This window comes from Kitasatospora sp. NPDC086801 (assembly GCF_044745805.1).
GTDB lineage: Bacteria > Actinomycetota > Actinomycetes > Streptomycetales > Streptomycetaceae > Kitasatospora.
In genome coordinates this window covers 188,544-210,136 of sequence record NZ_JBIVAX010000004.1, presented here as the reverse complement: position 1 = coordinate 210,136, position 21,593 = coordinate 188,544, and the positions used below count along the sequence as shown (strand labels likewise).

22 protein-coding genes and 1 pseudogene are annotated in these 21,593 nt (G+C 70.6%); 8 read left to right on the top strand and 15 right to left on the bottom strand.

Going from position 1 to position 21,593, the window contains the following annotated elements:
* Nucleotides 1-10 precede the first annotated feature (10 nt).
* On the bottom strand, nt 11-1,648 hold the full coding sequence (locus tag ACIPLC_RS07815) for a hypothetical protein (protein ID WP_400472057.1): 1,638 nt from the start codon (nt 1,646-1,648) through the stop codon (nt 11-13).
* A 346-nt stretch (nt 1,649-1,994) separates the two neighbouring features.
* Between ACIPLC_RS07815 and ACIPLC_RS07810 the strand changes: the two genes are divergently transcribed.
* Nucleotides 1,995-3,326, top strand: coding sequence for an MFS transporter (locus ACIPLC_RS07810; RefSeq protein WP_400472056.1), 1,332 nt, complete (start codon nt 1,995-1,997; stop codon nt 3,324-3,326).
* Nucleotides 3,327-3,383: 57 nt separating this feature from the next.
* On the opposite strand, the gene ACIPLC_RS07805 is transcribed toward ACIPLC_RS07810, so the two are convergent.
* The 9 genes from ACIPLC_RS07805 to ACIPLC_RS07765 all read right to left on the bottom strand — a co-directional run bounded on the left by ACIPLC_RS07805 (nt 3,384) and on the right by ACIPLC_RS07765 (nt 10,967).
* Nucleotides 3,384-4,043, bottom strand: a complete 660-nt coding sequence (locus ACIPLC_RS07805) for a Uma2 family endonuclease (RefSeq protein ID WP_400472055.1) — start codon at nt 4,041-4,043, stop codon at nt 3,384-3,386.
* A 125-nt stretch (nt 4,044-4,168) separates the two neighbouring features.
* Complete coding sequence (locus ACIPLC_RS07800; RefSeq protein ID WP_350880450.1) at nt 4,169-4,549, bottom strand: metal-sulfur cluster assembly factor; 381 nt, start codon at nt 4,547-4,549, stop codon at nt 4,169-4,171.
* A gap of 20 nt (nt 4,550-4,569) precedes the next feature.
* Nucleotides 4,570-5,022 carry a Fe-S cluster assembly sulfur transfer protein SufU gene (sufU, locus tag ACIPLC_RS07795; protein ID WP_063349529.1) on the bottom strand — a complete coding sequence of 151 codons (453 nt, stop codon included), beginning with the start codon at nt 5,020-5,022 and terminating at the stop codon, nt 4,570-4,572.
* Between the two features lie 16 nt (nt 5,023-5,038).
* The gene (locus ACIPLC_RS07790; protein WP_400472180.1) at nt 5,039-6,286 is read right to left on the bottom strand and encodes a cysteine desulfurase; all 1,248 of its coding nucleotides are present in this window, start codon (nt 6,284-6,286) and stop codon (nt 5,039-5,041) included.
* 23 nt (nt 6,287-6,309) lie between these two features.
* A complete protein-coding gene (sufC, locus tag ACIPLC_RS07785) occupies nt 6,310-7,074 on the bottom strand; it encodes a Fe-S cluster assembly ATPase SufC (RefSeq protein ID WP_400472054.1) in 765 nt (254 codons plus the stop codon).
* Nucleotides 7,075-7,080: 6 nt separating this feature from the next.
* A complete protein-coding gene (locus ACIPLC_RS07780) occupies nt 7,081-7,398 on the bottom strand; it encodes a bifunctional 3-phenylpropionate/cinnamic acid dioxygenase ferredoxin subunit (RefSeq protein ID WP_063349526.1) in 318 nt (105 codons plus the stop codon).
* Nucleotides 7,399-7,403: 5 nt separating this feature from the next.
* A complete protein-coding gene (gene sufD / locus ACIPLC_RS07775; protein WP_400472053.1) occupies nt 7,404-8,636 on the bottom strand; it encodes a Fe-S cluster assembly protein SufD in 1,233 nt (410 codons plus the stop codon).
* A 63-nt stretch (nt 8,637-8,699) separates the two neighbouring features.
* Nucleotides 8,700-10,115 carry a Fe-S cluster assembly protein SufB gene (sufB, locus tag ACIPLC_RS07770; RefSeq protein WP_063349524.1) on the bottom strand — a complete coding sequence of 472 codons (1,416 nt, stop codon included), beginning with the start codon at nt 10,113-10,115 and terminating at the stop codon, nt 8,700-8,702.
* 9 nt (nt 10,116-10,124) lie between these two features.
* On the bottom strand, nt 10,125-10,967 hold the full coding sequence (locus ACIPLC_RS07765) for a helix-turn-helix transcriptional regulator (protein WP_400472052.1): 843 nt from the start codon (nt 10,965-10,967) through the stop codon (nt 10,125-10,127).
* Nucleotides 10,968-11,130: 163 nt separating this feature from the next.
* On the opposite strand from ACIPLC_RS07765, the gene ACIPLC_RS07760 reads away from it, so the two are divergent.
* Together ACIPLC_RS07760 and ACIPLC_RS07755 are read left to right on the top strand one after the other, a co-directional pair.
* Nucleotides 11,131-12,057: an ABC transporter ATP-binding protein gene (locus ACIPLC_RS07760; RefSeq protein ID WP_400472051.1), complete on the top strand. Its 927-nt coding sequence runs from the start codon at nt 11,131-11,133 to the stop codon at nt 12,055-12,057.
* A complete protein-coding gene (locus tag ACIPLC_RS07755) occupies nt 12,054-12,827 on the top strand; it encodes an ABC transporter permease (RefSeq protein ID WP_400472050.1) in 774 nt (257 codons plus the stop codon). The genes ACIPLC_RS07760 and ACIPLC_RS07755 overlap by 4 nt, the downstream gene beginning before the upstream one ends.
* 67 nt (nt 12,828-12,894) lie before the next feature.
* On the opposite strand, the gene ACIPLC_RS07750 is transcribed toward ACIPLC_RS07755, so the two are convergent.
* Both ACIPLC_RS07750 and ACIPLC_RS07745 read right to left on the bottom strand, forming a co-directional pair.
* A complete protein-coding gene (locus ACIPLC_RS07750) occupies nt 12,895-13,587 on the bottom strand; it encodes an LAETG motif-containing sortase-dependent surface protein (protein ID WP_400472049.1) in 693 nt (230 codons plus the stop codon).
* A gap of 301 nt (nt 13,588-13,888) precedes the next feature.
* Complete coding sequence (locus ACIPLC_RS07745; protein WP_400472048.1) at nt 13,889-15,238, bottom strand: choice-of-anchor A family protein; 1,350 nt, start codon at nt 15,236-15,238, stop codon at nt 13,889-13,891.
* 189 nt (nt 15,239-15,427) lie between these two features.
* Between ACIPLC_RS07745 and ACIPLC_RS07740 the strand changes: the two genes are divergently transcribed.
* A complete protein-coding gene (locus tag ACIPLC_RS07740) occupies nt 15,428-16,411 on the top strand; it encodes a heme A synthase (protein ID WP_400472047.1) in 984 nt (327 codons plus the stop codon).
* A 44-nt stretch (nt 16,412-16,455) separates the two neighbouring features.
* On the opposite strand, the gene ACIPLC_RS07735 is transcribed toward ACIPLC_RS07740, so the two are convergent.
* Nucleotides 16,456-16,917 (bottom strand): NUDIX hydrolase, encoded by a 462-nt coding sequence (locus ACIPLC_RS07735; RefSeq protein WP_400472179.1) that lies wholly within the window; start codon nt 16,915-16,917, stop codon nt 16,456-16,458.
* Between the two features lie 17 nt (nt 16,918-16,934).
* On the opposite strand from ACIPLC_RS07735, the gene ACIPLC_RS07730 reads away from it, so the two are divergent.
* The 3 genes and pseudogenes from ACIPLC_RS07730 (at nt 16,935) to ACIPLC_RS07720 (ending at nt 19,329) form a co-directional block, all read left to right on the top strand.
* Nucleotides 16,935-17,714 (top strand): GntR family transcriptional regulator, encoded by a 780-nt coding sequence (locus ACIPLC_RS07730; RefSeq protein WP_400472046.1) that lies wholly within the window; start codon nt 16,935-16,937, stop codon nt 17,712-17,714.
* A gap of 402 nt (nt 17,715-18,116) precedes the next feature.
* Nucleotides 18,117-18,572 (top strand): annotated as a pseudogene (locus ACIPLC_RS07725) (methyltransferase); the annotation flags it as partial.
* A 58-nt stretch (nt 18,573-18,630) separates the two neighbouring features.
* Entirely contained in the window at nt 18,631-19,329 is a 699-nt protein-coding gene (locus ACIPLC_RS07720) for a hypothetical protein (RefSeq protein WP_400472045.1), read from the top strand.
* 65 nt (nt 19,330-19,394) lie between these two features.
* Here the strand turns inward: ACIPLC_RS07720 and ACIPLC_RS07715 are convergent, their stop codons facing one another.
* Nucleotides 19,395-19,733, bottom strand: coding sequence for a hypothetical protein (locus tag ACIPLC_RS07715; RefSeq protein WP_350880471.1), 339 nt, complete (start codon nt 19,731-19,733; stop codon nt 19,395-19,397).
* A gap of 72 nt (nt 19,734-19,805) precedes the next feature.
* On the opposite strand from ACIPLC_RS07715, the gene ACIPLC_RS07710 reads away from it, so the two are divergent.
* On the top strand, nt 19,806-20,447 hold the full coding sequence (locus ACIPLC_RS07710) for a DUF2461 domain-containing protein (protein ID WP_400472044.1): 642 nt from the start codon (nt 19,806-19,808) through the stop codon (nt 20,445-20,447).
* 54 nt (nt 20,448-20,501) lie between these two features.
* Here the strand turns inward: ACIPLC_RS07710 and ACIPLC_RS07705 are convergent, their stop codons facing one another.
* The gene (locus ACIPLC_RS07705; RefSeq protein ID WP_400472043.1) at nt 20,502-21,449 is read right to left on the bottom strand and encodes a heme o synthase; all 948 of its coding nucleotides are present in this window, start codon (nt 21,447-21,449) and stop codon (nt 20,502-20,504) included.
* Nucleotides 21,450-21,593 lie beyond the last annotated feature (144 nt).

Below are 21,593 nucleotides of genomic sequence, written 5' to 3'. Positions count from 1 at the left end.
GGCCCCGTCGTCAGCCCTTGGACCGCGCCTTGAAGGCCGCCTTGCGCGCCTCCTTGGCCACCGCCCGGTCCAGGTGCAGCTCTCCGACGGCCTCCAGGACGTCCGCCGTGTACGGGTGGTCGACCCGCCAGAGCTCGCCGAAGTAGGACGCCGGATTGCCGGTCACCGGCAGGTCCGCGATCAGCTCGCGCAGCAGTTCGGCGTCGCCGCCGCTGTCCAGCAGCTGGGCGGCGAAGGTGTCGACCACCGTCCACAGCGCCATCGCCCGCTCCGGCACCGGCACGTCCGTCGCCCCCTTCGAGGTCAGCCAGGCCCGGGCGGCGCCGCCCAGCTCGGGGTCGTCCAGCACGTCCCGCACGGCCGGCTCGGCGGCCGCGCCCAGCATGTTCAGCGCCGAGACGCCGAGCATCCGCCGCATCGGGGCGTACGCGTCGTCACCGCGCGCCGCCGCCAGCAGCTCGCGCGCCGCCGCCACCGGCTCCCGGCCGGTGATCCAGACCCTCAGCTCCTCGTCCGGCAGCACGTTGGCGGCCTCGCACACCGCACGCAGCAGCTCGGCCGCGTCGCCCTGGGCCAGCTCGCCGACCAGCGGCGCGTCGTAGCCGTCCTCCAGCAGCCACTGCCGGATGCCGTACTGGCCGAGCGGGGTGAGCCGGACCAGCCCGAAGCGCGCCGACTCCTCCTCGTCCAGCGGCGCCTCGCCGACGAGGGCGGGCTCCTCGTCCTCCGGGCCCTCCTCCTCGTCGAACAGCTCCGGGTCGATCGGCCGGTACTCCAGCAGGCCCAGCTCGGCCAGGTCGCCCAGCATCGGGTCCAGTGCGACCATCACATCGGTGATGTCGCCCAGCAGCTCCTCGCTCGGCTCCTCGCCCTCCGGGACCACCAGCAGCGCGGCCAGCACTCCCAGCGGCACGGTCTCGTTGCCCGGATCGGCGAAGGCGGTGGTCTCGTACAGCACCTGCAACGCCTCGTCCAGCAGCTCGGCGGCGGCGTCCCGGGCCTCCTCGACCTCGCTCAGGGCGTCCTCGTCCTCCTCCCCGGCCTCCCCGCCCTCGGCGGCCCCCTCCTCGGCGGCCTCCTCCTCCGGCAGCGAGTCGGCCTCCACGGCCAGCTCCCGGACGATCCCGGCGGCGGTCAGCCACAGCTCCAGGACGGTCTCCGGGTCCCCCTGCTCGGCGGGCTCCAGATCCGGGCCCGGCACGGCGACGTGCTCACCGGCCGCCGTCGTCCCGATCTCCACCAGGTCCAGGTCGCAGGCCAGCGACCAGGCCCGCATCGCCTCGACCTCCGCCTCCTCCGGCACCTCCCCCTCGGCAGGGGCCAGGCCCAGCAGCTGCGCCGCGGGCGCCCGGTCCTCCTCCACCAGGTCGCCGAACTCGTCCACCACCCGGTGCGGGGCGGCCCAGCGGGCCAGCGCCAGCGCGTACCCGAACATCGGTACGGCCTTCGCCAGCGCGGCCAGCTCCTCCTCGGCGGGCAACTTCACCGGCGGTACCAGCACCGCCGCGTCGTCCAGGTCCTCGTCGTCCAGCCCGTGCGCGGCGAACGCCCCGTACAGGTCCTGAAGCTCCAGGTCGGCGGGCAGAACCGCCTCGGCCGCACTCTCTCCCGCCGAAGCCCCGGCATTCTTCCGACGTCGTTCGGCCATCGTTGTGCGTTCTCCCTCAGCCAGTGGTCCGCCCATCAGCTCAGCGTCCCGATCCACCACCTCAGCGTATAGGCCGGGCACCCCCGATGCCCGGCCTCCAGGGGCGCGCGCCGCAACCGTGCGCCCACCCCTTATCCTTCGACTCGGTACCGTGCACACCCCGCACGGGCCATCGGGCAACGAAGCCCTTCGCCCTCCCCGCCCGACCCCGGGCAGGAGGAGCCCACTCAGCTCACCCGCTCCACCAGGGAGCCCCGCACCGCGGCCACCACCACAGCGCCTCAGGACGGGCGCGCCGGCACACCCCGCCGACCCCGGTGGTGCCCGGCCACAGGAGATCCCTGCCATGGCGGACCTCTCCCCCGCCGGCTCCGGCCTGCGCACCGCGCAGCTCGACGGACGCCGACTGTCGGAGGCCCTGCTTCCCCTGGAGCTCGCGCCGCGCGCCCAGCTCCAGCTCGCCGCGATCAGCCGCTGGAACGCCCTGCGGGGCGTACGCGTCGGCCTGGTCGCCGCCGCCCTGCTGTTCATGCTCATCGGTGCCAACCTGGCGACGCCGATCTACCCGCTCCTCCAGCAGCGTCTCGGCCTCGGCCCGCTCGACACCACGATCCTCTTCACGATCTACGTGTTCGCGCTGGTCCCCGTGCTCGCCGTGGTCGGCCACTGGTCCGACCACCTCGGCCGCCGCGCCCTGATCCTGCCCGCCGTCGCCCTGGCCGCCGCCGGCGACGTCGTGTTCGCCACCTCGGGCAGCTTCTGGCAGCTCGCCGCCGGCCGGGCCGTCCAGGGCATCGCCGTCGGCCTGTCCACCGGCGCCGCCGGGGCCGCCCTCGGCGACCTGCTGCCCGACCACCCCACGCTCGCCGCCAAGCTCACCCTGGCCTGTTCGGCCGGCGGCGTCGCGCTCGGCCCGGTGGTCGGCGCCCTGCTCGCCAACGGCGCGGACCCGCTGCTGACGCCGTTCCTGCTGCACGCCATCGCCCTGCTGGCGCTCTGCGTGCCGCTGGCCCTCGTCCACCCGCGGATGCCCGGCCGCAACCGCCCGCCGACCACCCCGCCCCGCATCACCACCCCAGCCCACCTGCGCCCGCGCCGACTCGCCCTGCCGGTCGCCGGCCGCCGCGAGTTCCTGCTCGCCTCCTCGGCCGGCTTCATCTCGTACGCGGTGTTCGGCGTCTACCTGGCGCTCGCCCCGGCCTTCTCCGCCAAGCTGCTGCACACCTCCTCGCACCTGACCGGCGCGATCGTGGCCGCCCTGCTGCTCGGCTCCTCCGCGCTGGCCCAGTTGGTCGTCCCGCCGACCTCCGACCGCCTGGTGATCGCCCTCGGCATGACCGGCCTGGCCGCCGGCCTGGCCCTGGTCGTCGCCGCCCAGTACACCGGCACGCCCGCCCTGCTCTTCATCGGCAGCATCCTCGGCGGCGCCTGCCAGGGCATCGCCTTCCGCTCCCTGTTCACCAGCGCGGCCGCCGCGATGGACCCGGAGCGCCGCGGTTCCGAGCTCTCCGCCCTCTGGGTCATCGTCTACCTCGGCAGTTCCCTCCCCATCGTGATCGTCGGCGCCCTGGTCCAGCACTACGGCCTCCTCCCCGCCGTCAGCGGCTTCGCCGCCGTCGCCGCCACCCTCTGCGCGGCCCTGGCCCTCGCCGTCGCCCGCAAACCCAGGCAGGCCTGACCACCCCAAAAAACGCCGCCGCCCGGGACCGAAGTCCCGGGCGGCGTTCGTACAGGGCTACTCAGCCCAAGGGGCCCAGTCACCGGTGTTGATCTCAAGATCAAAGGGCTTGGGCAACCGAACTGGCTCGCCGAACTTCCACTGACCCAGCACCTGGTAGGTCCCCTCGCCGCGGTCCGGCTCGCCGAACAAGGTGACGCCGGGCTGCCGCGGGTCACGGTCGACCAACAGGTAGTACGGGATCCCGGTGCGTGCGTAACCACTCCATTTGGTGGGCTTCACCTGTCGACCGAACATGGGGCGCCGGTCATGGCGCGCGTTGGACGCGGAGGTCACCTCCACCACCAGCTCAAGATCGACCGGGTGGACGTACAACACATCCTTGGCCCGCTTCTCTGCATCGACGTCCCTGCGCACGATCACCATGTCCGGGATGTAACCGCCCTCGATCTCGACCAGGTCCAGGTTGACCGTCCGGACGGCGCGCCATTGGAACGTCGCGTCAGCGATTTTGCCTGCCAGCACCGACTCCTGAATGTCCGTGAGGATCCCCTCATGGAGGTACACCGGGGCTGGTGACACAACGATCTCCCCTCCGATCACCTCAACCCGTGTGCCGTCATCCGGGAGCCGGAGATACTCGCCGAGTTCTCCCCGGACCCACATGGCGTACGGCGAGTCAGGCAGAAGCAACTGCGCGAACGCAACTACCGACATGACTTCGCTCCCTCCGAGGTCGCGGCTCCAGCCTGGCCGCCCGCTGGCAGATATACCACTGCCGCACAAACCTTTCCCCCGAAGGAGAGGTTTGCGCGGCAGCGGGTTGACGGAAAAGCCGTCCGTCAGACGTTGAAGCCGAGGGCGCGGAGCTGGTCGCGGCCGTCGTCGGTGATCTTGTCGGGGCCCCACGGCGGCATCCAGACCCAGTTGATGCGCAGGTCCTGGACCAGGCCATCGGTGGCGGTCTTGGCCTGGTCCTCGATGACGTCGGTCAGCGGGCAGGCCGCCGAGGTGAGCGTCATGTCGATGGTGGCCACGTCGGACTCGTCGATGTGGATGCCGTAGATCAGGCCCAGGTTGACGACGTCGATGCCCAGTTCGGGGTCGACGACGTCCATCAGGGCCTCGGTCAGGTCCTCCACGGACACGGTGCCGGCGGTGGTGCCGACGATGACGACGCCGTTCGGCTGGTCCTCCGCAGCGGAGGGGGTTTCGTCACTCATGGTCTGTCCTCCTCTGCGGGTCAGTCGTTCACGGCGGGGTGCTGGGCGAGCGCCTGGGCGGTGGCGTCCTTCCAGGCCATCCAGCTGAGCAGGGCGCACTTGACCCGGGCGGGGTACTTGGAGACGCCGGCGAACGCGACCGCGTCCTCCAGCACCTCCTCGTCGCCCTCGCCCTGGCCCTTGCTCTGCATCAGCTCCAGGAAGGCCTCCTGGACGGTCTGCGCCTCGCCGACGGTCTTGCCCACGACCAGGTCGTTCAGCACCGAGGCGCTGGCCTGGCTGATCGAGCAGCCCTGGGACTCGTACGAGACGTCGGCGACCGTCGAGCCGTCGAGCCGCACCCGCAGGGTGATCTCGTCACCGCAGGTCGGGTTGACGTGGTGCACCTCGGCGTCGCCGTCCCGCAGCCCCTTGCCGTGGGGGTTGCGGTAGTGGTCCAGGATGATGTCCTGGTACATCGAGTCGAGCTTCATGTCCTGCCCTGTCCCGTCAGCCGAAGAAGTTCCGGACGTGGTGCAGGCCGTCGATCAGCGCGTCGACCTCGCCCGGCGTCGAGTACAGGTAGAACGACGCCCGCGTGGTCGCCGGAATTCCGTACCGCAGGCAGACCGGCCGCGCGCAGTGGTGGCCGACGCGCACGGCGATGCCCTGCTCGTCCAGCACCTGGCCCACGTCGTGCGGGTGGATGTCGCCGAGGGTGAAGGAGATCGCGGCGCCGCGGTCGACGGCCGTGCGCGGGCCGATGATCCGCAGGTCCGGGACCTCCAGCAGGCGCTCGACCGCGTACGCGGTGATCGCGTGCTCGTGCGCGGCGATCTTCTCCATGCCGATGTTCGACAGGTAGTCGATGGCCGCGCCGAGCCCGACCGCCTGGGCGATCGGCGGGGTGCCGGCCTCGAACTTGTGCGGCGCCGGGGCGTAGGTGGACGAGCCCATGGTGACGGTCTCGATCATCTCGCCGCCGCCGAGGAACGGCGGGAGGTCCTCCAGCAGCTCCTGGCGGCCCCAGAGCACGCCGATGCCGGTCGGGGCGAGCATCTTGTGGCCGGTGAAGGCGACGAAGTCGGCTTCCAGCGCCTGGACGTCCAGCACCATGTGCGGGGCGGCCTGCGAGGCGTCGATGACGACCAGTGCGCCGACCGACTGGGCCTTGCGGACGATCGTCTCGACCGGGTTGACGGTGCCGAGCAGGTTGGAGACCAGGGTGAAGGAGACCACCTTGGTCTTCTCGGTGATCAGCTCGTCGATGTCGGACAGGTCGAGCCGGCCCTCGTCGGTGAGCCCGAACCACTTCAGCTTCGCGCCGGTGCGCTGCGACAGCAGCTGCCACGGGACGATGTTGGAGTGGTGCTCCATCTCCGTGATGACGATCTCGGAGTCGGCGTCCACCCGGTACGGCTCGTCGGCCCAACCGAGCATGTTGGCCACGAGGTTGAGCGACTCGGAGGCGTTCTTGGTGAAGATCACCTCGTTGCGGCTGGGCGCGTTGACGAAGGCCGCGACCTTGTCCCGCGCGCCCTCGTAGAGCGCCGTGGCCTCTTCGGCGAGCACGTGCACGCCGCGGTGGACGTTGGCGTTGTGCCGCTCGTAGTAGTTGGTCAGGGCTTCCAGCACCTGGCGCGGCTTCTGCGAGGTGGCCGCGTTGTCCAGGTAGACGAGCGGCTTGTCGTCGTGCAGCAGGCGCTGCAGGACGGGGAAGTCCTTGCGGATCGCGTCGGTGTCGAGCAGGCCCGTCAGGGGCGCCGACTCATGGGCATGGGTCACTCGGAAGCGCCACCCTTCACATACGCCTCGTAGCCCTCGTTCTCCAGCTTGTCGGCCAGCTCGGCACCGCCGGACTCGACGATGCGGCCGGCCGCGAAGACGTGGACGTAGTCGGGCTTGATGTACCGCAGGATGCGGGTGTAGTGGGTCACCAGCAGGGTGCCGACCTCGCCGGTCGAGCGGACCCGGTTGATGCCCTCGGAGACGACCCGCAGCGCGTCGACGTCCAGGCCGGAGTCGGTCTCGTCGAGGATCGCGATCTTCGGCTTGAGGAGCTCCAGCTGGAGGATCTCGTGGCGCTTCTTCTCGCCGCCGGAGAAGCCCTCGTTGACGTTGCGCTCGGCGAAGGCCGGGTCCATCTGGAGGGCGGCCATCGCCTCCTTGACCTCCTTGACCCACAGGCGCAGCTTGGGGGCCTCGCCGCGGACGGCGGTGGCGGCGGTGCGCAGGAAGTTGCTCACCGAGACGCCCGGGACCTCGACCGGGTACTGCATGGCCAGGAAGAGGCCGGCCTTGGCGCGCTCGTCGACGGACATCTCCAGGACGTCCTCGCCGTCCAGCAGCACCGAGCCGCCGGTGACGGTGTACTTGGGGTGGCCGGCGAGCGAGTAGGCCAGGGTGGACTTGCCGGAGCCGTTCGGACCCATGATGGCGTGGGTCTCGCCCTGCTTCACGGTCAGGTCGACGCCCTTGAGGATCTCGCGCGGGCCGTTCTCGGCCTCGACGGAGACGTGCAGGTCGCGGATTTCAAGCGTTGCCATGGGTACTCAGGACTCCTGGTTGACGGAGACGAGCACATCGTCCCCTTCGATCTTTACGGGGTAGACAGCGACCGGCTTGGTGGCGGGCAGGCCGGAGGGCTTGCCGGTGCGCAGGTCGAAGCTGGAGCCGTGCAGCCAGCACTCGATCATGCAGTCCTCGACCTCGCCCTCGGAGAGCGAGACGTTCGCGTGCGAGCAGGTGTCGTTGATCGCGAACACCCCCTCGTCGGTGCGGACGACGGAGACCGGCACACCGTTGAGGTCCACGCGCTTGGGCACGTCCTCCTGGAGGTCGCTCAGCGCGCAGGCACGGAGGAAGGTCATCGGGATCAGACCGCCGCTTCCAGCTCGGCCTCGATCTTCTCCATCAGCTGGTCCTGGATCTCGGCGACGCCGATCTGCTGGACGAGCTCGGCGAAGAAGCCGCGGACCACCAGGCGGCGGGCTTCGTCGGCCGGGATGCCGCGGGCCTGCAGGTAGAACAGCTGCTCGTCGTCGAAGCGACCGGTCGCGGAGGCGTGGCCGGCGCCGACGATCTCGCCGGTCTCGATCTCCAGGTTGGGGATCGAGTCGACCCGGGCGCCGTCGGTGAGCACCAGGTTGCGGTTGAGCTCGTAGGTGTCGGTGCCTTCGGCGGCGGCGCGGATCAGCACGTCGCCGACCCAGACGGCGTGCGCGTCCTGGCCCTGCAGCGCGCCCTTGTAGACCACGTTGGAGCGGCAGTGCGGCGTGTCGTGGTCGATGACCAGCCGGTGCTCCAGGTGCTGGCCGGCGTCGGCGAAGTAGAGGCCGAACAGCTCGGCCTCGCCGCCGGGCGCGGCGTAGTTGACCCGCGGGTGGATCCGGACGAGGTCGCCGCCGAAGGTGACGACCACGGACTTCAGCGAGGCGTCCCGGCCGACCAGCGCGGTCTGCTGGGCGACGTGGACCGCGTTGCGGTCCCAGTCCTGGATCGAGACGAAGGTGAGCTTGGCACCGTCGCCGACCAGCAGCTCGACGTTGGCGGCCCGGGTGCCGGTACCGGTGTGGTTGATCACCACGACGGCCTCGGCGAACGGCTTGACGTCGACCACCACGTGGGCGAAGCGGGTGCCGCCCTCGCCGTGCACGTCGATCTTGACCGGCGCGGTGAGCACCGCGTCCTGGGGGACGGTGACCACGAGCGCCTGCTCGAAGGCGCTGAACGCCTGCGCGGCGACCCGGTCGACGGGCTTGCCGGCCCTGCCCAGGCGGGCGTCGTCGCGGCCGACGGTCTCGGCGGTGACGCCGTCCGGCAGGCCCAGCTCGACCTTGTCCTCGCCCTTGGCCGCCTCGGCGGCGGTGCCGTCGTGCAGGCCGCCCAGGCGGTGCATCGGGGTGAACCGCCAGTCCTCCTCGCGGCCGGTGGGCACCGGGAAGTCGCCGACCTCGAACGAGGGCTTGACGGCGACCCGGGCGTCGATCGGCTGCTGGACGGTGGCGCGGCCGGTGCCGGGGCCGGCGAGCTGGGCGCCCGCGCCGGCGGTACCGACCTCGATCGAACCGGCGGTGGTGGAGCCGGTGGTGGTGTTGACGTCAGCCATGGCTGTCGTGGTGCTCTCTTCCTCGAAAACTCAAAAGTCGGTGGACGGCGGAGCGGCTGGACGTCAGCCGACCGCGCCCTCCATCTGCAGCTCGATCAGCCGGTTGAGCTCCAGCGCGTACTCCATCGGCAGCTCGCGCGCGATCGGCTCGACGAAGCCGCGGACGATCATCGCCATCGCCTCGAACTCGGTCATGCCCCGGCTCATCAGGTAGAACAGCTGGTCCTCGCTGACCTTGGAGACCGTAGCCTCGTGGCCCATGGACACGTCGTCCTCGCGGACGTCCACGTACGGGTAGGTGTCCGAGCGGGAGATGGTGTCCACCAGCAGCGCGTCGCACAGCACGTTGGACTTGGCGCCCTTGGAGCCCTCACCGATCTCGATCAGACCGCGGTAGGAGGTGCGGCCACCGCCGCGCGCCACCGACTTGGAGACGATGTTGGAGGAGGTGTTCGGCGCCATGTGCACCATCTTGGCGCCGGCGTCCTGGTGCTGGCCCTCGCCCGCGAAGGCGATCGACAGGGTCTCGCCCTTGGCGTGCTCGCCCATCAGGTAGACGGCCGGGTACTTCATGGTGACCTTGGAGCCGATGTTGCCGTCGACCCACTCCATGGTCGCGCCCTCGTACGCCACGGCACGCTTGGTGACCAGGTTGTAGACGTTGTTCGACCAGTTCTGGATGGTCGTGTAGCGGCAGCGGCCGCCCTTCTTGACGATGATCTCCACGACCGCGGAGTGCAGCGAGTCGGAGGAGTAGATCGGCGCGGTGCAGCCCTCGACGTAGTGGACGTACGCGTCCTCGTCGACGATGATCAGCGTCCGCTCGAACTGGCCCATGTTCTCGGTGTTGATCCGGAAGTAGGCCTGGAGCGGGATGTCGACGTGGACGCCCTTGGGCACGTAGATGAACGAGCCGCCGGACCACACCGCCGTGTTCAGCGCGGCGAACTTGTTGTCGCCGGCCGGGATGACGGTGCCGAAGTACTCCTTGAAGATCTCCGGGTGCTCGCGCAGTGCGGTGTCGGTGTCCAGGAAGAGGACGCCCTGCTCCTCCAGGTCCTCGCGGATCTGGTGGTAGACGACCTCGGACTCGTACTGGGCGGCGACACCGGCGACCAGGCGCTGCTTCTCGGCCTCCGGGATGCCCAGCCTGTCGTAGGTGGCCTTGATGTCCGCGGGCAGGTCCTCCCAGGACTCGGCCTGCTTCTCGGTGGAGCGGACGAAGTACTTGATGTTGTCGAAGTCGATGCCGGAGAGGTCGGAGCCCCAGGTCGGCATGGGCTTCTTGCCGAACAGCTTCAGGCCCTTGAGACGCAGGTTCAGCATCCACTCGGACTCGTTCTTCTTCGCGGAGATGTCGCGGACGACCTCCTCGCTGAGCCCGCGCTTGGCCGCGGCACCAGCGGTGTCCGGGTCGGCCCAGCCGTACTCGTAGGTGCCCAGGCCCTCGAGCTCGGGGTGCGAAACGGTGTCAGTCATGCGAGCTTCCTAACGCGCGGACGCTGAATCTTCGGTGGACGTACCGGCAGTCGGCACTGCATCGGAGCCGCGGCCCGGGGAACGCCGGGCAGGCGACGATGCGGCACCGGGTGCCGGCACATAGGTGGTGCAGACCCCGTCGCCGTGGGCGATGGTGGCCAGCCGTTGCACATGGGTGCCCAGCAGTTGGGAGAAGACCTCGGTCTCCGCCTCGCAGAGCTGCGGAAACTGCTCGGCGATGTGCGCGACCGGGCAGTGGTGCTGGCAGAGCTGGGCGCCCGCCGGGGCCTTCGCCACGGCCGGCGGGACCCGCCGCACCGTGGCAGCGTACCCGTCCGCGCTCAGCGCCTGGGCGAGCGCCTCGGTGCGCTCCCCCGCCTCGGCCAGCCGCAGGCTCTCCAGGTACTTCTCGCCCTGCTTGCCGAAGCGGGCCCGGGCGAAGGCGGCGACCGCCTCCTCGCCCGCCTTGCCGCCGCCGACCGAGTCGGAGATCCAGCGCAGCGCGTCGGCGGCGAGCTGGTCGTACGCCTGGTAGAAGGCATCCCGGCCGCCGTCGGTGAGGGCGAAGACCTTGGCCGGGCGGCCCCGGCCACGACTGCCGTAGACCCGCTGCTCGCGGGACTCGACCAGGCCGGCGGCGGCCAGTCCGTCCAGGTGACGGCGGACGGCGGCGGCGGTGAGGCCGAGCCGGCTCGCCAGGTCGGCGGCGGAGGAGGGGCCGTGGTCGAGGATCGACCGGGCGACCCTGTCCCGGGTGGCCCGGTGGCCCTCCAGCAGCACCTCAGCCGCCGTCACGGGCACGTCGCACCCGGGGGCCGACTCGGCCTCCTGGGGCGTGGCGTGCTCGCGCATGTTTTTCACAACACCAGTGTTGCGTAATTACTTCCGGCAGGACAAGCCGTGATGCAGGCCTCACTCGTGTCATCTGTCACGCAGGTAAGCCTTACCTGACCTGCAAAAACGATCACCGAGGCGCCGTCCGGGCCCGGCGTCGGAGCCTCTTACACTCGCCGGTATGCACTCCGAACCCGCGGTGAAGATCGCCGGGCTGGTCAAGCACTACGGCGCCAAGCCCGCGGTGGACGGCCTCGACCTCACCATCGCACGCGGCGCGATCACCGCCGTCCTCGGCCCCAACGGCGCCGGCAAGACCACCACCATCGAGACCTGCGAGGGCTACCGCCGCCCCGACGCCGGCACCGTCCGCGTCCTCGGCCTCGACCCGGTCGCCCAGAACGCCGAGCTGCGCCCCCGGATCGGCGTCATGCTGCAGTCCGGCGGCGTGTACGCGGGCGCGCGCGCCGTCGAGATGCTGCGCCACACCGCCGCGCTGCACGCCCACCCGCTGGACGTCAACGCGCTGGTCGAACGGCTCGGCCTCGGCTCCTGCGGCCGCACCACCTACCGGCGTCTGTCCGGCGGACAGCAGCAGCGGCTCGCCCTGGCCATGGCCGTGGTCGGCCGCCCCGAGCTGGTCTTCCTGGACGAGCCCACCGCCGGCCTCGACCCGCAGGCCCGGCGCGCCACCTGGGAGCTGGTCCGCGACCTGCGCCGGGACGGCGTCACCGTGGTCGTCACCACCCACCACATGGACGAGGCCGAACAGCTCGCCGACCAGGTCGCCGTCGTCGACCGCGGCCGGGTGATCGCCACCGGAAGCCCCGAGGAGCTGTGCCGCGGCGGCGCCGAGAACGCCCTGCGCTTCGACGGCCCGCCCGGGCTCGACCTCGGCCCGCTGCTCAAGGAACTGCCCGAGGGCGCCACCGCCACCGAGACCGCCCCCGGCAGCTACCGCGTCGAGGCGCCCGTCGACCCGCAGCTGGTGGCCAGCGTCACCGGCTGGTGCGCGGCCTCCGGCGTCCTGCCCGAACGGCTGTCCGTCCAGCGCCGCAGCCTCGAAGACGTCTTCCTCGACCTGACCGGACGGGAGCTGCGCTCGTGAGTGCGACCACCGACTACTCCCCCAAGCCCGGCCCGGCCCCGGTCAGCCGGATGCTGCTCGCCCAGACCGCCTTCGAGACCAGGATGCTGCTGCGCAACGGCGAGCAGCTGCTGCTCACCGTGATCATCCCGACCGTGCTGCTGGTGCTGTTCTCGGCCGTGGACATCGTCGCGGTGGACGGCCCCGGCAAGCGGGTCGACTTCCTGGCCCCCGGCCTGCTCGCGCTGGCCGTGATGTCCACCGCCTTCACCGGGCAGGCCATCGCCACCGGCTTCGAGCGCCGCTACGGCGTGCTCAAGCGGCTCGGCGCCAGCCCGCTCCCGCGCTGGGCGCTGCTGACCGCCAAGACCGGCTGCGTGCTGGTCACCGAGGCGCTGCAGGTCGCGCTGCTGTCGGTGATCGCGCTGGCACTCGGCTGGTCCCCGCAGGGCAACCCCCTAGTGGTCGTCGCCCTGCTGGTCCTCGGCACCGCGGCCTTCTCCGGGCTCGGCCTGCTGATGGCCGGCACGCTCAAGGCGGAGGCCACGCTGGCGGCCGCGAACCTGGTGTTCATCCTGCTGCTGCTGGCCGGCGGGGTGATCGTGCCGCTGGGCAAGTTCCCCTCGGCCGTGCAGTCGGTGCTGGAGCTGCTGCCGATCTCCGCCCTCTCGGACGGCCTGCGGTCGGTCCTCCAGCACGGCGCCGGGGTGCCCTGGTCGGACCTCGGCATCCTGGCCGGCTGGGCCGTCCTCGGCCTGGCCGCCGCGGCCCGCTTCTTCCGCTGGGAGTAGCCGGTCCCGCACGTGAACCGCCCCCCGGCCGAAGCGGCCGGGGGGCGGTTCACGTCACCGACGAACGTCAGCTCTGGTTGCCGCGACGCTTGCGGGCCAGCAGGACGAGCGCGCCGCCGACCAGCAGCACGCCGCCGCCGGCCGCCGCGATCATCGGGGTGGCGTCGTTGCTACCGGTCTGGGCGAGCGCCGGGCCACTGGTGGTGGGCGTCGGGACCGGGGTCGGGGTCGCGGTCTTGCTCGCGGTGGGCGAGGCCGACGGGGTCGGGGTGGCCGACGGGGTGGTGCTCGGGGTCGGCGTCACGGTCCGCGACGGAGTCGGGGTCGGGGTGGGTGTCGGGGTCGGGGTGGGCGTGGGAGTGGGGGTGGGCGTCGGAGTCGGCGTGTGGCACGGCTCGATCGTCTTGGTCTCGTCGATGTTCCACCCCTTTTCGTTCGGGGTCTCCGTGGTGTTCACCACCAGGTGCGCCTTGACGGGGGCGGAGTGGTCCTTCACCGGGAAGGTGCCGTGGAACTCCTTCGGGAACGTCTTGCCGTCCAGCACCTTCTCACCGTCGATGGTGAGGCTGACGGTGTTCGTCACCTCGGACTTGGGGCTGTAGTTGATCAGATCGACCACGATCTTGTCGCAGGTCACCGACCAACTCGGCACGTGCGCCGAGGCGTTGCCGGCCAGTGCCAGGGGCAGGAGAATTCCGGCCGCCGCCGTACCGGCGAGTGCCGCCGCGCCGATCCGCATGTGCCGCTGCTGTCGCGCCATTTACGCTGTTCCCCTCCGAACGGTCTTGCGCAGCAGGCGTGTTGAAGGTTTCGCGGTGGCCCGCTACGACTGTCCGGGGGACTCTACCGGCACTCCCGCACCTCTCCACACCCCGCCGTACGACCGAATTTCGTCTGTTGGTCCGTCGTCTGATGTGTATGACCAGCCCATCACAGCCGCCACCTCGCAGAACGCGGATTCGGCAAACTTGAATGAACTTCGTCACCTGACTGAAAAACGTGCGCCCCCGGTGATCAGGTTCAATCACCGAGGGCGCAGCACCGGTCGACCGGCGAAACCGTCAGGCCTTCCTGGCCGCCCGACGCCGAGTGGCGACCACGATCGCGCCACCGGCCGCGAGCACCACCGCGCCGCCGATCGCCAGCGGCACGACGGGCCCGGAGCCGGTGTGCGCGAGGTCGCCGCCCGCGTTCGCCTGGGCGGACGGGCTCGCCGAGGCGGCCGGCACACCCGCCGAGGCGGTGGCCGACAGGCTCGCCGAGGCACCCGCGCTCGGCTTGCCGCTCACCGGGGCTGAGGGCGTGGCCGTGGGGCTCGCCGAGGTCCCGGGGGTGGCCGACGTGCCGGGCGTCCCGGGCGTGGTGGAGGCCGACGGCGTCCCGCTCGGCACCACCGGCGGCACGGTGGGCGTGGTGGACGGCGTCGGGACGACGACGCCGGGCAGGCAGCCGGCGAACGGGTAGTGGTGCGTCTCCGCGCCACCCTTGCCGGTCAGCGAGGCGGCGATCACCGAGCCGTTGACGGGGCCGCCGCTACCGAGGTCGAAGGCGGCGTTGGGCGCCAGCACGGTGCCGGCCCAGGCGGCCTGACTGTTCTTGACCACCTTGGTCGCGGTCGGGAAGTTCCAGAGCAGCTTGGCCCGGACCGCCCCGCCCGCCGCGCTCTGGTTCTTGTCGTCCAGGACGAAGGACGCCTTGGCCTCGTCCCACAGGTGGAAGCCGGTGGTCCCGGCGGCCGCCATGTCGTACGAGCCGCCGGTCACGGTGACCACGGTGACCGAACCGGCCGGCACCTTGAGGAAGACGTCCTTGGCGCCCTGCAGCTTCGCGGCGTCGACGGTGAAGCCGTTGTACTTCGCGTCGCCGCCGGTGAACGTCAGCTCGGCGCCCTCGGCCCGGACGGTGGCGCCGGCGGTCTGCGGCACGGCGGCCAGCGCGGTCGAGGCGGCGCGCAGCTTGGCGAACTCGGCCTTGAAGTCGATCGGGGAAGGGCCCTGGGTGATCTTGCCCTGGTGCGCCTCCAGCACGCCGGACAGCTTCCCGGCGTAGACGCCGTTGCCCTTCATCACCTGGGTGTTGTGGCCGTTCAGGTTGCCGGCGACCACGAGGGCGTTGCCGCCAGGCAGCGCCGCGACCTGCTCAGGGGTGAGCTCCTGGCCGACGGAGAAGCTCTTTGGCTCCTTCGGGTTGTCGCCGGCGAAGTAGGCGTTGCCACCCACCGCGACGGCGCCCTCGGCGTCGGGAACATGGTGGTCGTCGCCCTCGATGAACTCGCCGTAGAGGTTGGCGACCCCGAGGCTGCGGCACTCCTGGCCGGGGTCGGCGGCGTGGGCGGCGGCGGGGGCGATCAGGCCAGCCAGTGCGAGCGAGCCGCCGACTGCGAGCGCGGCGGCGGACGTAGGTATGCGCATGTGCAGGATCTCCGCTTACGTGCGGGAGGAGTGGGAGAGGTCCGAAAAATGGTATGGACCAATCCGCACTCTTTCGGCCGAACGGGTGATTGGTCAAGACCATTGACCGCCTTGCCCGAACAGTCCGCTTTGCTCCCCGCGCGCCGCACCCCGCGCCCCGCCCCAAGATCGCCCGTAAGGCCGCCTACGATGGAGCGCGTGCCTAACCCCTTCTCCCTGCTCGCCGACCGCTGGCAGCCGTCCGCCGCGATGGTCCGGCGCGCCGCGTTCGCCGCGCTGGTGATGAGCGTGGTGATCGTCGTCACCGGCGGCGCCGTCCGCCTCACCGCCTCCGGCCTCGGCTGTACGACCTGGCCCCGCTGCACCGCCGACAGCCTGACCCCGACCGCCGAGATGGGCTTCCACGGCATCGTCGAGTTCACCAACCGGATGCTCACCTACGTGCTGAGCGCTGCGGTCGGCTGGGCGATCCTGGCCGCCCGCTGCCACCGGCCGTGGCGGCGCAGCATGACCAAGCTCGGCTGGGCGCAGTTCTGGCTGGTGATGAGCAACGCGGTACTCGGCGGCATCACCGTGCTGACCGGCCTCAACCCGTACACCGTCGCGCTGCACATGATCGCCGCGATGGCGCTGGTCTGGGTCGCGCTGCTGATGTGGGAGCGGTCGAAGGAGGGCGACGGCACCCCCGAGCTCTCTGTGGCCCGCCCGATCCACCAGCTCTCCTACGTGCTGGTCCTGGTCGTCGGACTGCTGGTCGCGGCCGGCACCCTGGTCACCGGCGCCGGCCACCACCCGGGCACGCCGAAGGACAACAAGATCGTCCCCCGGATCCCGATCGACTACGACAGGCTGGCCCAGTTCCACGCCGACCTCGCGTTCGTCTCGGTCGGCCTGACCATCGCGATGATCTTCGTCTTCGCCGCCATCAAAGCCCCGCCGGCGGCGAAGGCCCGCACCAGGGAACTGCTGGCGGTCCTGCTCCTCCAGGGCGTCCTCGGCTTCATCCAGTACTTCACGGACGCCCCCGAGCTGATGGTCGGCCTCCACATGCTCGGCGCCACCCTCACCTGGATCGCCGCCCTCCGCATCCCCCTCGCCCTGCGCACCCGCGCCGACGAGGCCCCCGCCCCCGAGCAGTTGCCCGCACAGACCCCGCAGGCTGCCACCGTCTGAACCTCGTCGAAGGCCCCCATCCTCGGATGGGGGCCTTCGACGTGTCACAACAGCCGCCGCCCGTCGTGGCTCCGGATACTCGGCGACGTGTCCCCCCGAAGCGCGTCCAACACCCGCACGGCATAGACCTCCGCCATGCGCACGGAGACCTCGGCCGGGGTGAGCCAGTCGACCTCGACCGACTCGTCCGAGGGCCGCTCGGCACCGCTCTCCGGTCGGCAGCGGAAGACGAGGGCGACGATCCCTCGGCTTACGTTCTTGTACACGCCGGTAAGCCGCTCGACGGTGACCTTGACCCCGGTCTCCTCGTAGACCTCGCGTCGCACGCCGTCCTCGATGGCCTCGCCCAGTTCCAGCACGCCACCCGGAGGTTCCCAAGCCCCGTTGTCGGCCCGGCAAATCGCCAGCACCCGGCCGTCCTCCCGCACCACCACCCCCGCGACGGACACCGAGTGGAGCGGCGTTGACTGGAACTTCCCGACGCTGTTACTCATGTGCAGGAGGATAGGAGCCCTGAAGGACTATGGCGAGTAGTGAGGTGGCCTCGTCGGCCACGACGAAGTACCTGCAGATCGCGGCTGATCTTGCCGCGCAGATCAAGTCGGGCGCTCTCGCTCCCGGTGCGACCGTGCCTAGCGAGGCCGAGCTCATGCAGCGGTACAAAGTCGCATCCGGGACAGTTCGCAAGGCCATCGCCGAACTCCGAACGACTCAGCTCATCGAGACGCACCATGGTCGAGGCTCGTTCGTCCGCTCGCGCCCGCCGGTTCAGCGCAAGTCTGCGGACCGATTCCGCCGCGCCCATCGCAACGCCGGCAAGGCCGCGTACCTCGCAGAGGCAGAGACCTCCGGCGGCATCCCGTCCGTGACCGTGCTGTTCGTGGGCCCCACAGCAGCACCTCCCGCGATCGCCGATCGCTTGGGACTTCCCGCCGGTACCCAGGTGCTGGCCCGCAAACGCCGGTACTTCCGAGATGGGGTGCCCACCGAGGAGGCCACGTCATACCTGCCGTGGGACGTGGTCAAGGACATCCCTGAGGTTTTCGCCGAGAACCCCGGTGGCGGCGGCATCTACGCCCGGCTCGAAGAACACGGCCACTCCCTTGTCGAGTTCACCGAGTCCGTACGGGCCAGACTCGCGACCAAGCCGGAGACCAAAGCACTCACCCTGAGCCCCGGCGCGCCGGTGATCCATCTCGTTCGCGATGCCATCACCGCGGATGGCCGAGTGGTGGAGGTGTGCGACACCGTCATGGCGGCAGACCAGTTCGTTCTCGACTATCGCTTTCCCGCGTATGACTGACTAACGATCAACTCTCCCAACCCGTCACGAGATTCCTCCCGCGACGGGTTGACTCATGTATAGGAGTCGGGCACTCTTCTACTCATCACTCATGTACATGAGTGCATGGAAACACCTCATTTAGAGGAGATGGTCGTGTTCGAGGCCGACGTCCTGGAAGTTCCCATGCAGCACGCTTCGACGGAGAGTCGCGCGACTCCCGACACCAACTCAATGTCGGTGTCGACGGCAGCGGAGCTGTCGCTGCCCTACCTGCCGGAGTCTGTGGGCGCTGCCCGCCGGTTCGTCCAAGCCCAGCGGCGGCAAGCACGGCGGAAAGAAGGACCCCGGCACGAGCAAGCCGTCCCCCGACGGACAGAACCCGGCGCCCGACCCGAAGCATAAGAAGGACGAGGGCGACAAGTGACGGACCCTGTGCATCGACCGGAGCAGGCCGCCGTGCGCGGCCTGCTCCGGGCCGTCGGCGAAGCGCTCGGCGGCCCCGCCCCTCACGAGTGGCAGGAGGCGATCAAGGCGGTCCCGCGCCATCGCTTCCTCCCCGAGCGGATCTGGCTGGAGGACGACCGGGGCGGCTACGAGCCCTGCAACCTCTCGACCGACCACCAGCGCTGGTTCGAGGCGGCCTACACCGACGCCCCCGTCGTCACCCAGGTCAATGACGGCCAGGCATCAGCCGATCCGCCCGACCCAGCCGACGTTTGGCCCTCCTCCTCCGCCTCCGCCCCCTCGATCGTCGTCCGCATGCTCCACGACCTCGACGTCCGACCCGGAATGAACGTCCTGGAGATCGGCACCGGCACCGGCTGGAACGCGGCCCTCCTCGCTCACCGCCTCGACTCCGGACACGTCACCTCGATCGAGATCGACTCCGAGGTCTCCGAGCAGGCGCGGGCGTCCCTGAACGCGTCGGGCCTAGATGGACCTGATCTGCGGAGACGGCTCCCTCGGCTGGCCCCGACGTCAGCCGTACGACCGGATCATCTCCACCTGTTCGGTCCGCCGCGTGCCCTGGGCCTGGATCGAGCAGACCCGGCCTGGAGGCATCGTCCTCACCCCCTGGGACACCCCTATGCTCTGCTGGGGGCTGCTCAAGCTCACCGTCGAACGCGACCGGGCCCAGGGACGCTTCAGCCCTCACTCCGCGTTCATGCTGATGCGCAACCAGCGGCAGGACCTGCGGATCTTCCGCGATGTCGTCCGCGACGACCACGTACCGAAGGAATCCGAAACCACGCTGCCACCGTGGAACATCACGGGCGACCACTGGGAGGCCCGGTTCGCCCTCGGCCTGCGGCTGGGCGACGTGTGGACCGCCTGGGAGGACGAGCCGGGCGTCGACGGCGTCGCCGCCCGGCTCTGGGTCGCGGCCACCGATACCCGTTCGTGGGCGGCCGTCGACCACGACGGCCGCCCGAGCGAACGCTTCACCGTCTGGCAGCACGGCCCTCGTCGGCTCTGGGACGAAATCGAAGCCGCCCACCGCTGGTGGGAGGAGCACGACCGCCCGGCACCCCAGCGCTTCGGGCTCACCGTCACCACGGAGAGGCAGTGGGCCTGGCTGGACCGACCCGCCCGACTCGTCCGGGTGCTCGACCGCGAGGAGCTGCCCCGTTGAGCCCACGGCAACGGCCCGGCTCCCCCAGGCGGGGAGCCGGGCCGTCGCCGTGGGCGCCGAAGTGATCAGCCGCCGAGCTGGATGCCGGCCATGCGCTTCCACTCGTACGGGCCGGTCTTCACCTTGAGGGCCAGCTCGCCCTCGAAGTCGTCGTGCAGGGTCAGCCCGGCCAGTTCGGCGGCCCGGCGACCGACGGCGTAGCTCGGGGCCACCTGGTCGCCCCAGGCGCCGTCCGCGCCCACCACGACGATCCGGGTGGCCACGGCGCCGACGTACTCGACGACCGCGTCGGCGCCGCCCCCGTGCTGGCGGGCGAAGCTGCTGAGGTGCTTGGCGATGCGCTTGGCGCGGCGCTCGGTACGGGCGTCCGGCGCGGTGGCGGTGGCGGTCTCTGCGCTGCTCATGCCCGCATGCTACCCACCGGTAGTCGAGCTGGCGACGGGAGCGCCCTGTGCACCGGGCCACATACTGGAGGCGTGACCTTCTCCGGCTGGTCGGCCGAGGCGCTCGACTTCTACGAGCACCTCGAAGCCGACAATTCCAAGACCTTCTGGCAGGCCCACAAGGAGCAGTACGACAACGACGTACGGACCCCGATGGAGCTGCTGCTCGCCGAGCTGGAACCGGAGTTCGGGCCCGGGAAGATCTTCCGTCCCAACCGCGACGTCCGGTTCAGCGCCGACAAGTCCCCGTACAAGACGCACATCGGCGCCCACCTGGAGACCGGCGGCTACGTCCAGCTCTCCGCCGACGGCCTGGCCTGCGGCAACGGGATGTACCAGCTCGCCCCCGACCAGCTGGACCGCTACCGCGCCGCCGTCGCCGAGGACGTCAGCGGCGCCGAACTGGAGCGGGTGATCGCCGCGGTGGAGCAGGACGGCCCCCAGGTGCACGGCCGGGACTCCCTCAGGACCGCTCCGCGCGGCTTCCCCAAGGACCACCCGAGGATCGAGCTGCTGCGCCACAAGGGCCTGGTCGCCTGGCAGGAGTGGGCGCCCGCGAAGTGGCTCGGCACCCGCGGCGCCCGCACCCGGATCACCGCCTTCCTGCGCGCCTCCCAGCCGCTCCGGGACTGGCTGGACGACCACGTCGGCCCGTCCGAGCTGCCGGCCCGGTGAGAACGCGAAGAGCCCCGGTCCGGTGGACCGGGGCTCTTCGACGTCGGACGGGCCCTACTTCACGAACGGGTCGATCGCGCACACCACGAACAGCAGCGACAGGTAGGTGATCGACCAGTGGAACAGCCGCATCTCCTTCAGCTTCGCGCCCACCACCCCGGCCTTGGCCCGGCCGTACAGCGCGTGCGCCTCGCGCAGCCAGAACGCGCCGAGCAGCACCGCGGCGACGGGGTACAGCCAGCTCATGTGCCCCAGCGGCCACACCGCCAGCGAGGTCGCCACCATCACCCAGGAGTAGGCGACGACCTGCTTGCCGACCGCGACGTTGCCCTTGACCACCGGCAGCATCGGCACACCGGCCCGCTGGTAGTCCTCGCGCACCTTCATCGAGAGCACCCAGGTGTGCGGCGGCGTCCAGAAGAACACCACCAGGAACAGCGCCACCGCCGCCCAGGACACCGAGTTGGTGACGGAGGACCAGCCGATCAGCACCGGCATGCAGCCGGCGATGCCGCCCCAGACGATGTTCTGCGAGGTGCGCCGCTTGAGCCCCAGCGTGTAGACGAACACGTAGAACAGCAGCGCGCCGAGCGCCAGTCCGGAGGAGAGCCAGTTGACGCCGAAGCCCAGCAGCAGGGTCGAGACGACCGCGAGGACGATGCCGAACACCAGCGCCTCGCGCGGCGACACCATCCCGGTGACGATCGGCCGCCGCTCGGTGCGGGACATCACCGCGTCGATGTCGCGGTCGATGTACATGTTGAGGGCGTTGGCGCCGCCCGCCGAGAGGTAGCCGCCGACCACGACCTTCAGCACCAGCAGCATGTTCGGGACGCCCTGCTGGGCCAGGAACATCACCGGCACCGTGCTCATCAGCAGCAGTTCGATGATCCGTGGCTTGGTCAGTGCGACGAAGGCGCCGACACGGGCCCCGATGGGCCGGTGCGCAGGAGTCGCCCCGGTGACCCCGGCGGGACGGGTTTCGACGGCGGTCACTAACACCCCAACTGAAGATGAATCCTCGCAGGCGTCCACAGGAACGAAGGGTCCCAAATCGTCCGCTCTGCGCGTACCACGCCACCTTAGACGCTCCATATATCCCATCCGGCTCCGGGGTCCCCCGGCGAGGCCGATGGCACACCCCCG

What these genes read in the sequence shown, in the direction of transcription:
- ACIPLC_RS07815 (WP_400472057.1), bottom strand. Translation starts at nt 1,648, where the DNA reads ATGGCCGAACGACGTCGGAAGAATGCCGGGGCTTCGGCGGGAGAGAGT.
- ACIPLC_RS07810 (WP_400472056.1), top strand. Translation starts at nt 1,995, where the DNA reads ATGGCGGACCTCTCCCCCGCCGGCTCCGGCCTGCGCACCGCGCAGCTC.
- ACIPLC_RS07805 (WP_400472055.1), bottom strand. Translation starts at nt 4,043, where the DNA reads ATGTCGGTAGTTGCGTTCGCGCAGTTGCTTCTGCCTGACTCGCCGTAC.
- ACIPLC_RS07800 (WP_350880450.1), bottom strand. Translation starts at nt 4,549, where the DNA reads ATGAGTGACGAAACCCCCTCCGCTGCGGAGGACCAGCCGAACGGCGTC.
- sufU (WP_063349529.1), bottom strand. Translation starts at nt 5,022, where the DNA reads ATGAAGCTCGACTCGATGTACCAGGACATCATCCTGGACCACTACCGC.
- sufC (WP_400472054.1), bottom strand. Translation starts at nt 7,074, where the DNA reads ATGGCAACGCTTGAAATCCGCGACCTGCACGTCTCCGTCGAGGCCGAG.
- ACIPLC_RS07780 (WP_063349526.1), bottom strand. Translation starts at nt 7,398, where the DNA reads ATGACCTTCCTCCGTGCCTGCGCGCTGAGCGACCTCCAGGAGGACGTG.
- sufD (WP_400472053.1), bottom strand. Translation starts at nt 8,636, where the DNA reads ATGGCTGACGTCAACACCACCACCGGCTCCACCACCGCCGGTTCGATC.
- sufB (WP_063349524.1), bottom strand. Translation starts at nt 10,115, where the DNA reads ATGACTGACACCGTTTCGCACCCCGAGCTCGAGGGCCTGGGCACCTAC.
- ACIPLC_RS07765 (WP_400472052.1), bottom strand. Translation starts at nt 10,967, where the DNA reads ATGCGCGAGCACGCCACGCCCCAGGAGGCCGAGTCGGCCCCCGGGTGC.
- ACIPLC_RS07760 (WP_400472051.1), top strand. Translation starts at nt 11,131, where the DNA reads ATGCACTCCGAACCCGCGGTGAAGATCGCCGGGCTGGTCAAGCACTAC.
- ACIPLC_RS07750 (WP_400472049.1), bottom strand. Translation starts at nt 13,587, where the DNA reads ATGGCGCGACAGCAGCGGCACATGCGGATCGGCGCGGCGGCACTCGCC.
- ACIPLC_RS07745 (WP_400472048.1), bottom strand. Translation starts at nt 15,238, where the DNA reads ATGCGCATACCTACGTCCGCCGCCGCGCTCGCAGTCGGCGGCTCGCTC.
- ACIPLC_RS07740 (WP_400472047.1), top strand. Translation starts at nt 15,428, where the DNA reads ATGGAGCGCGTGCCTAACCCCTTCTCCCTGCTCGCCGACCGCTGGCAG.
- ACIPLC_RS07730 (WP_400472046.1), top strand. Translation starts at nt 16,935, where the DNA reads ATGGCGAGTAGTGAGGTGGCCTCGTCGGCCACGACGAAGTACCTGCAG.
- ACIPLC_RS07720 (WP_400472045.1), top strand. Translation starts at nt 18,631, where the DNA reads ATGGACCTGATCTGCGGAGACGGCTCCCTCGGCTGGCCCCGACGTCAG.
- ACIPLC_RS07715 (WP_350880471.1), bottom strand. Translation starts at nt 19,733, where the DNA reads ATGAGCAGCGCAGAGACCGCCACCGCCACCGCGCCGGACGCCCGTACC.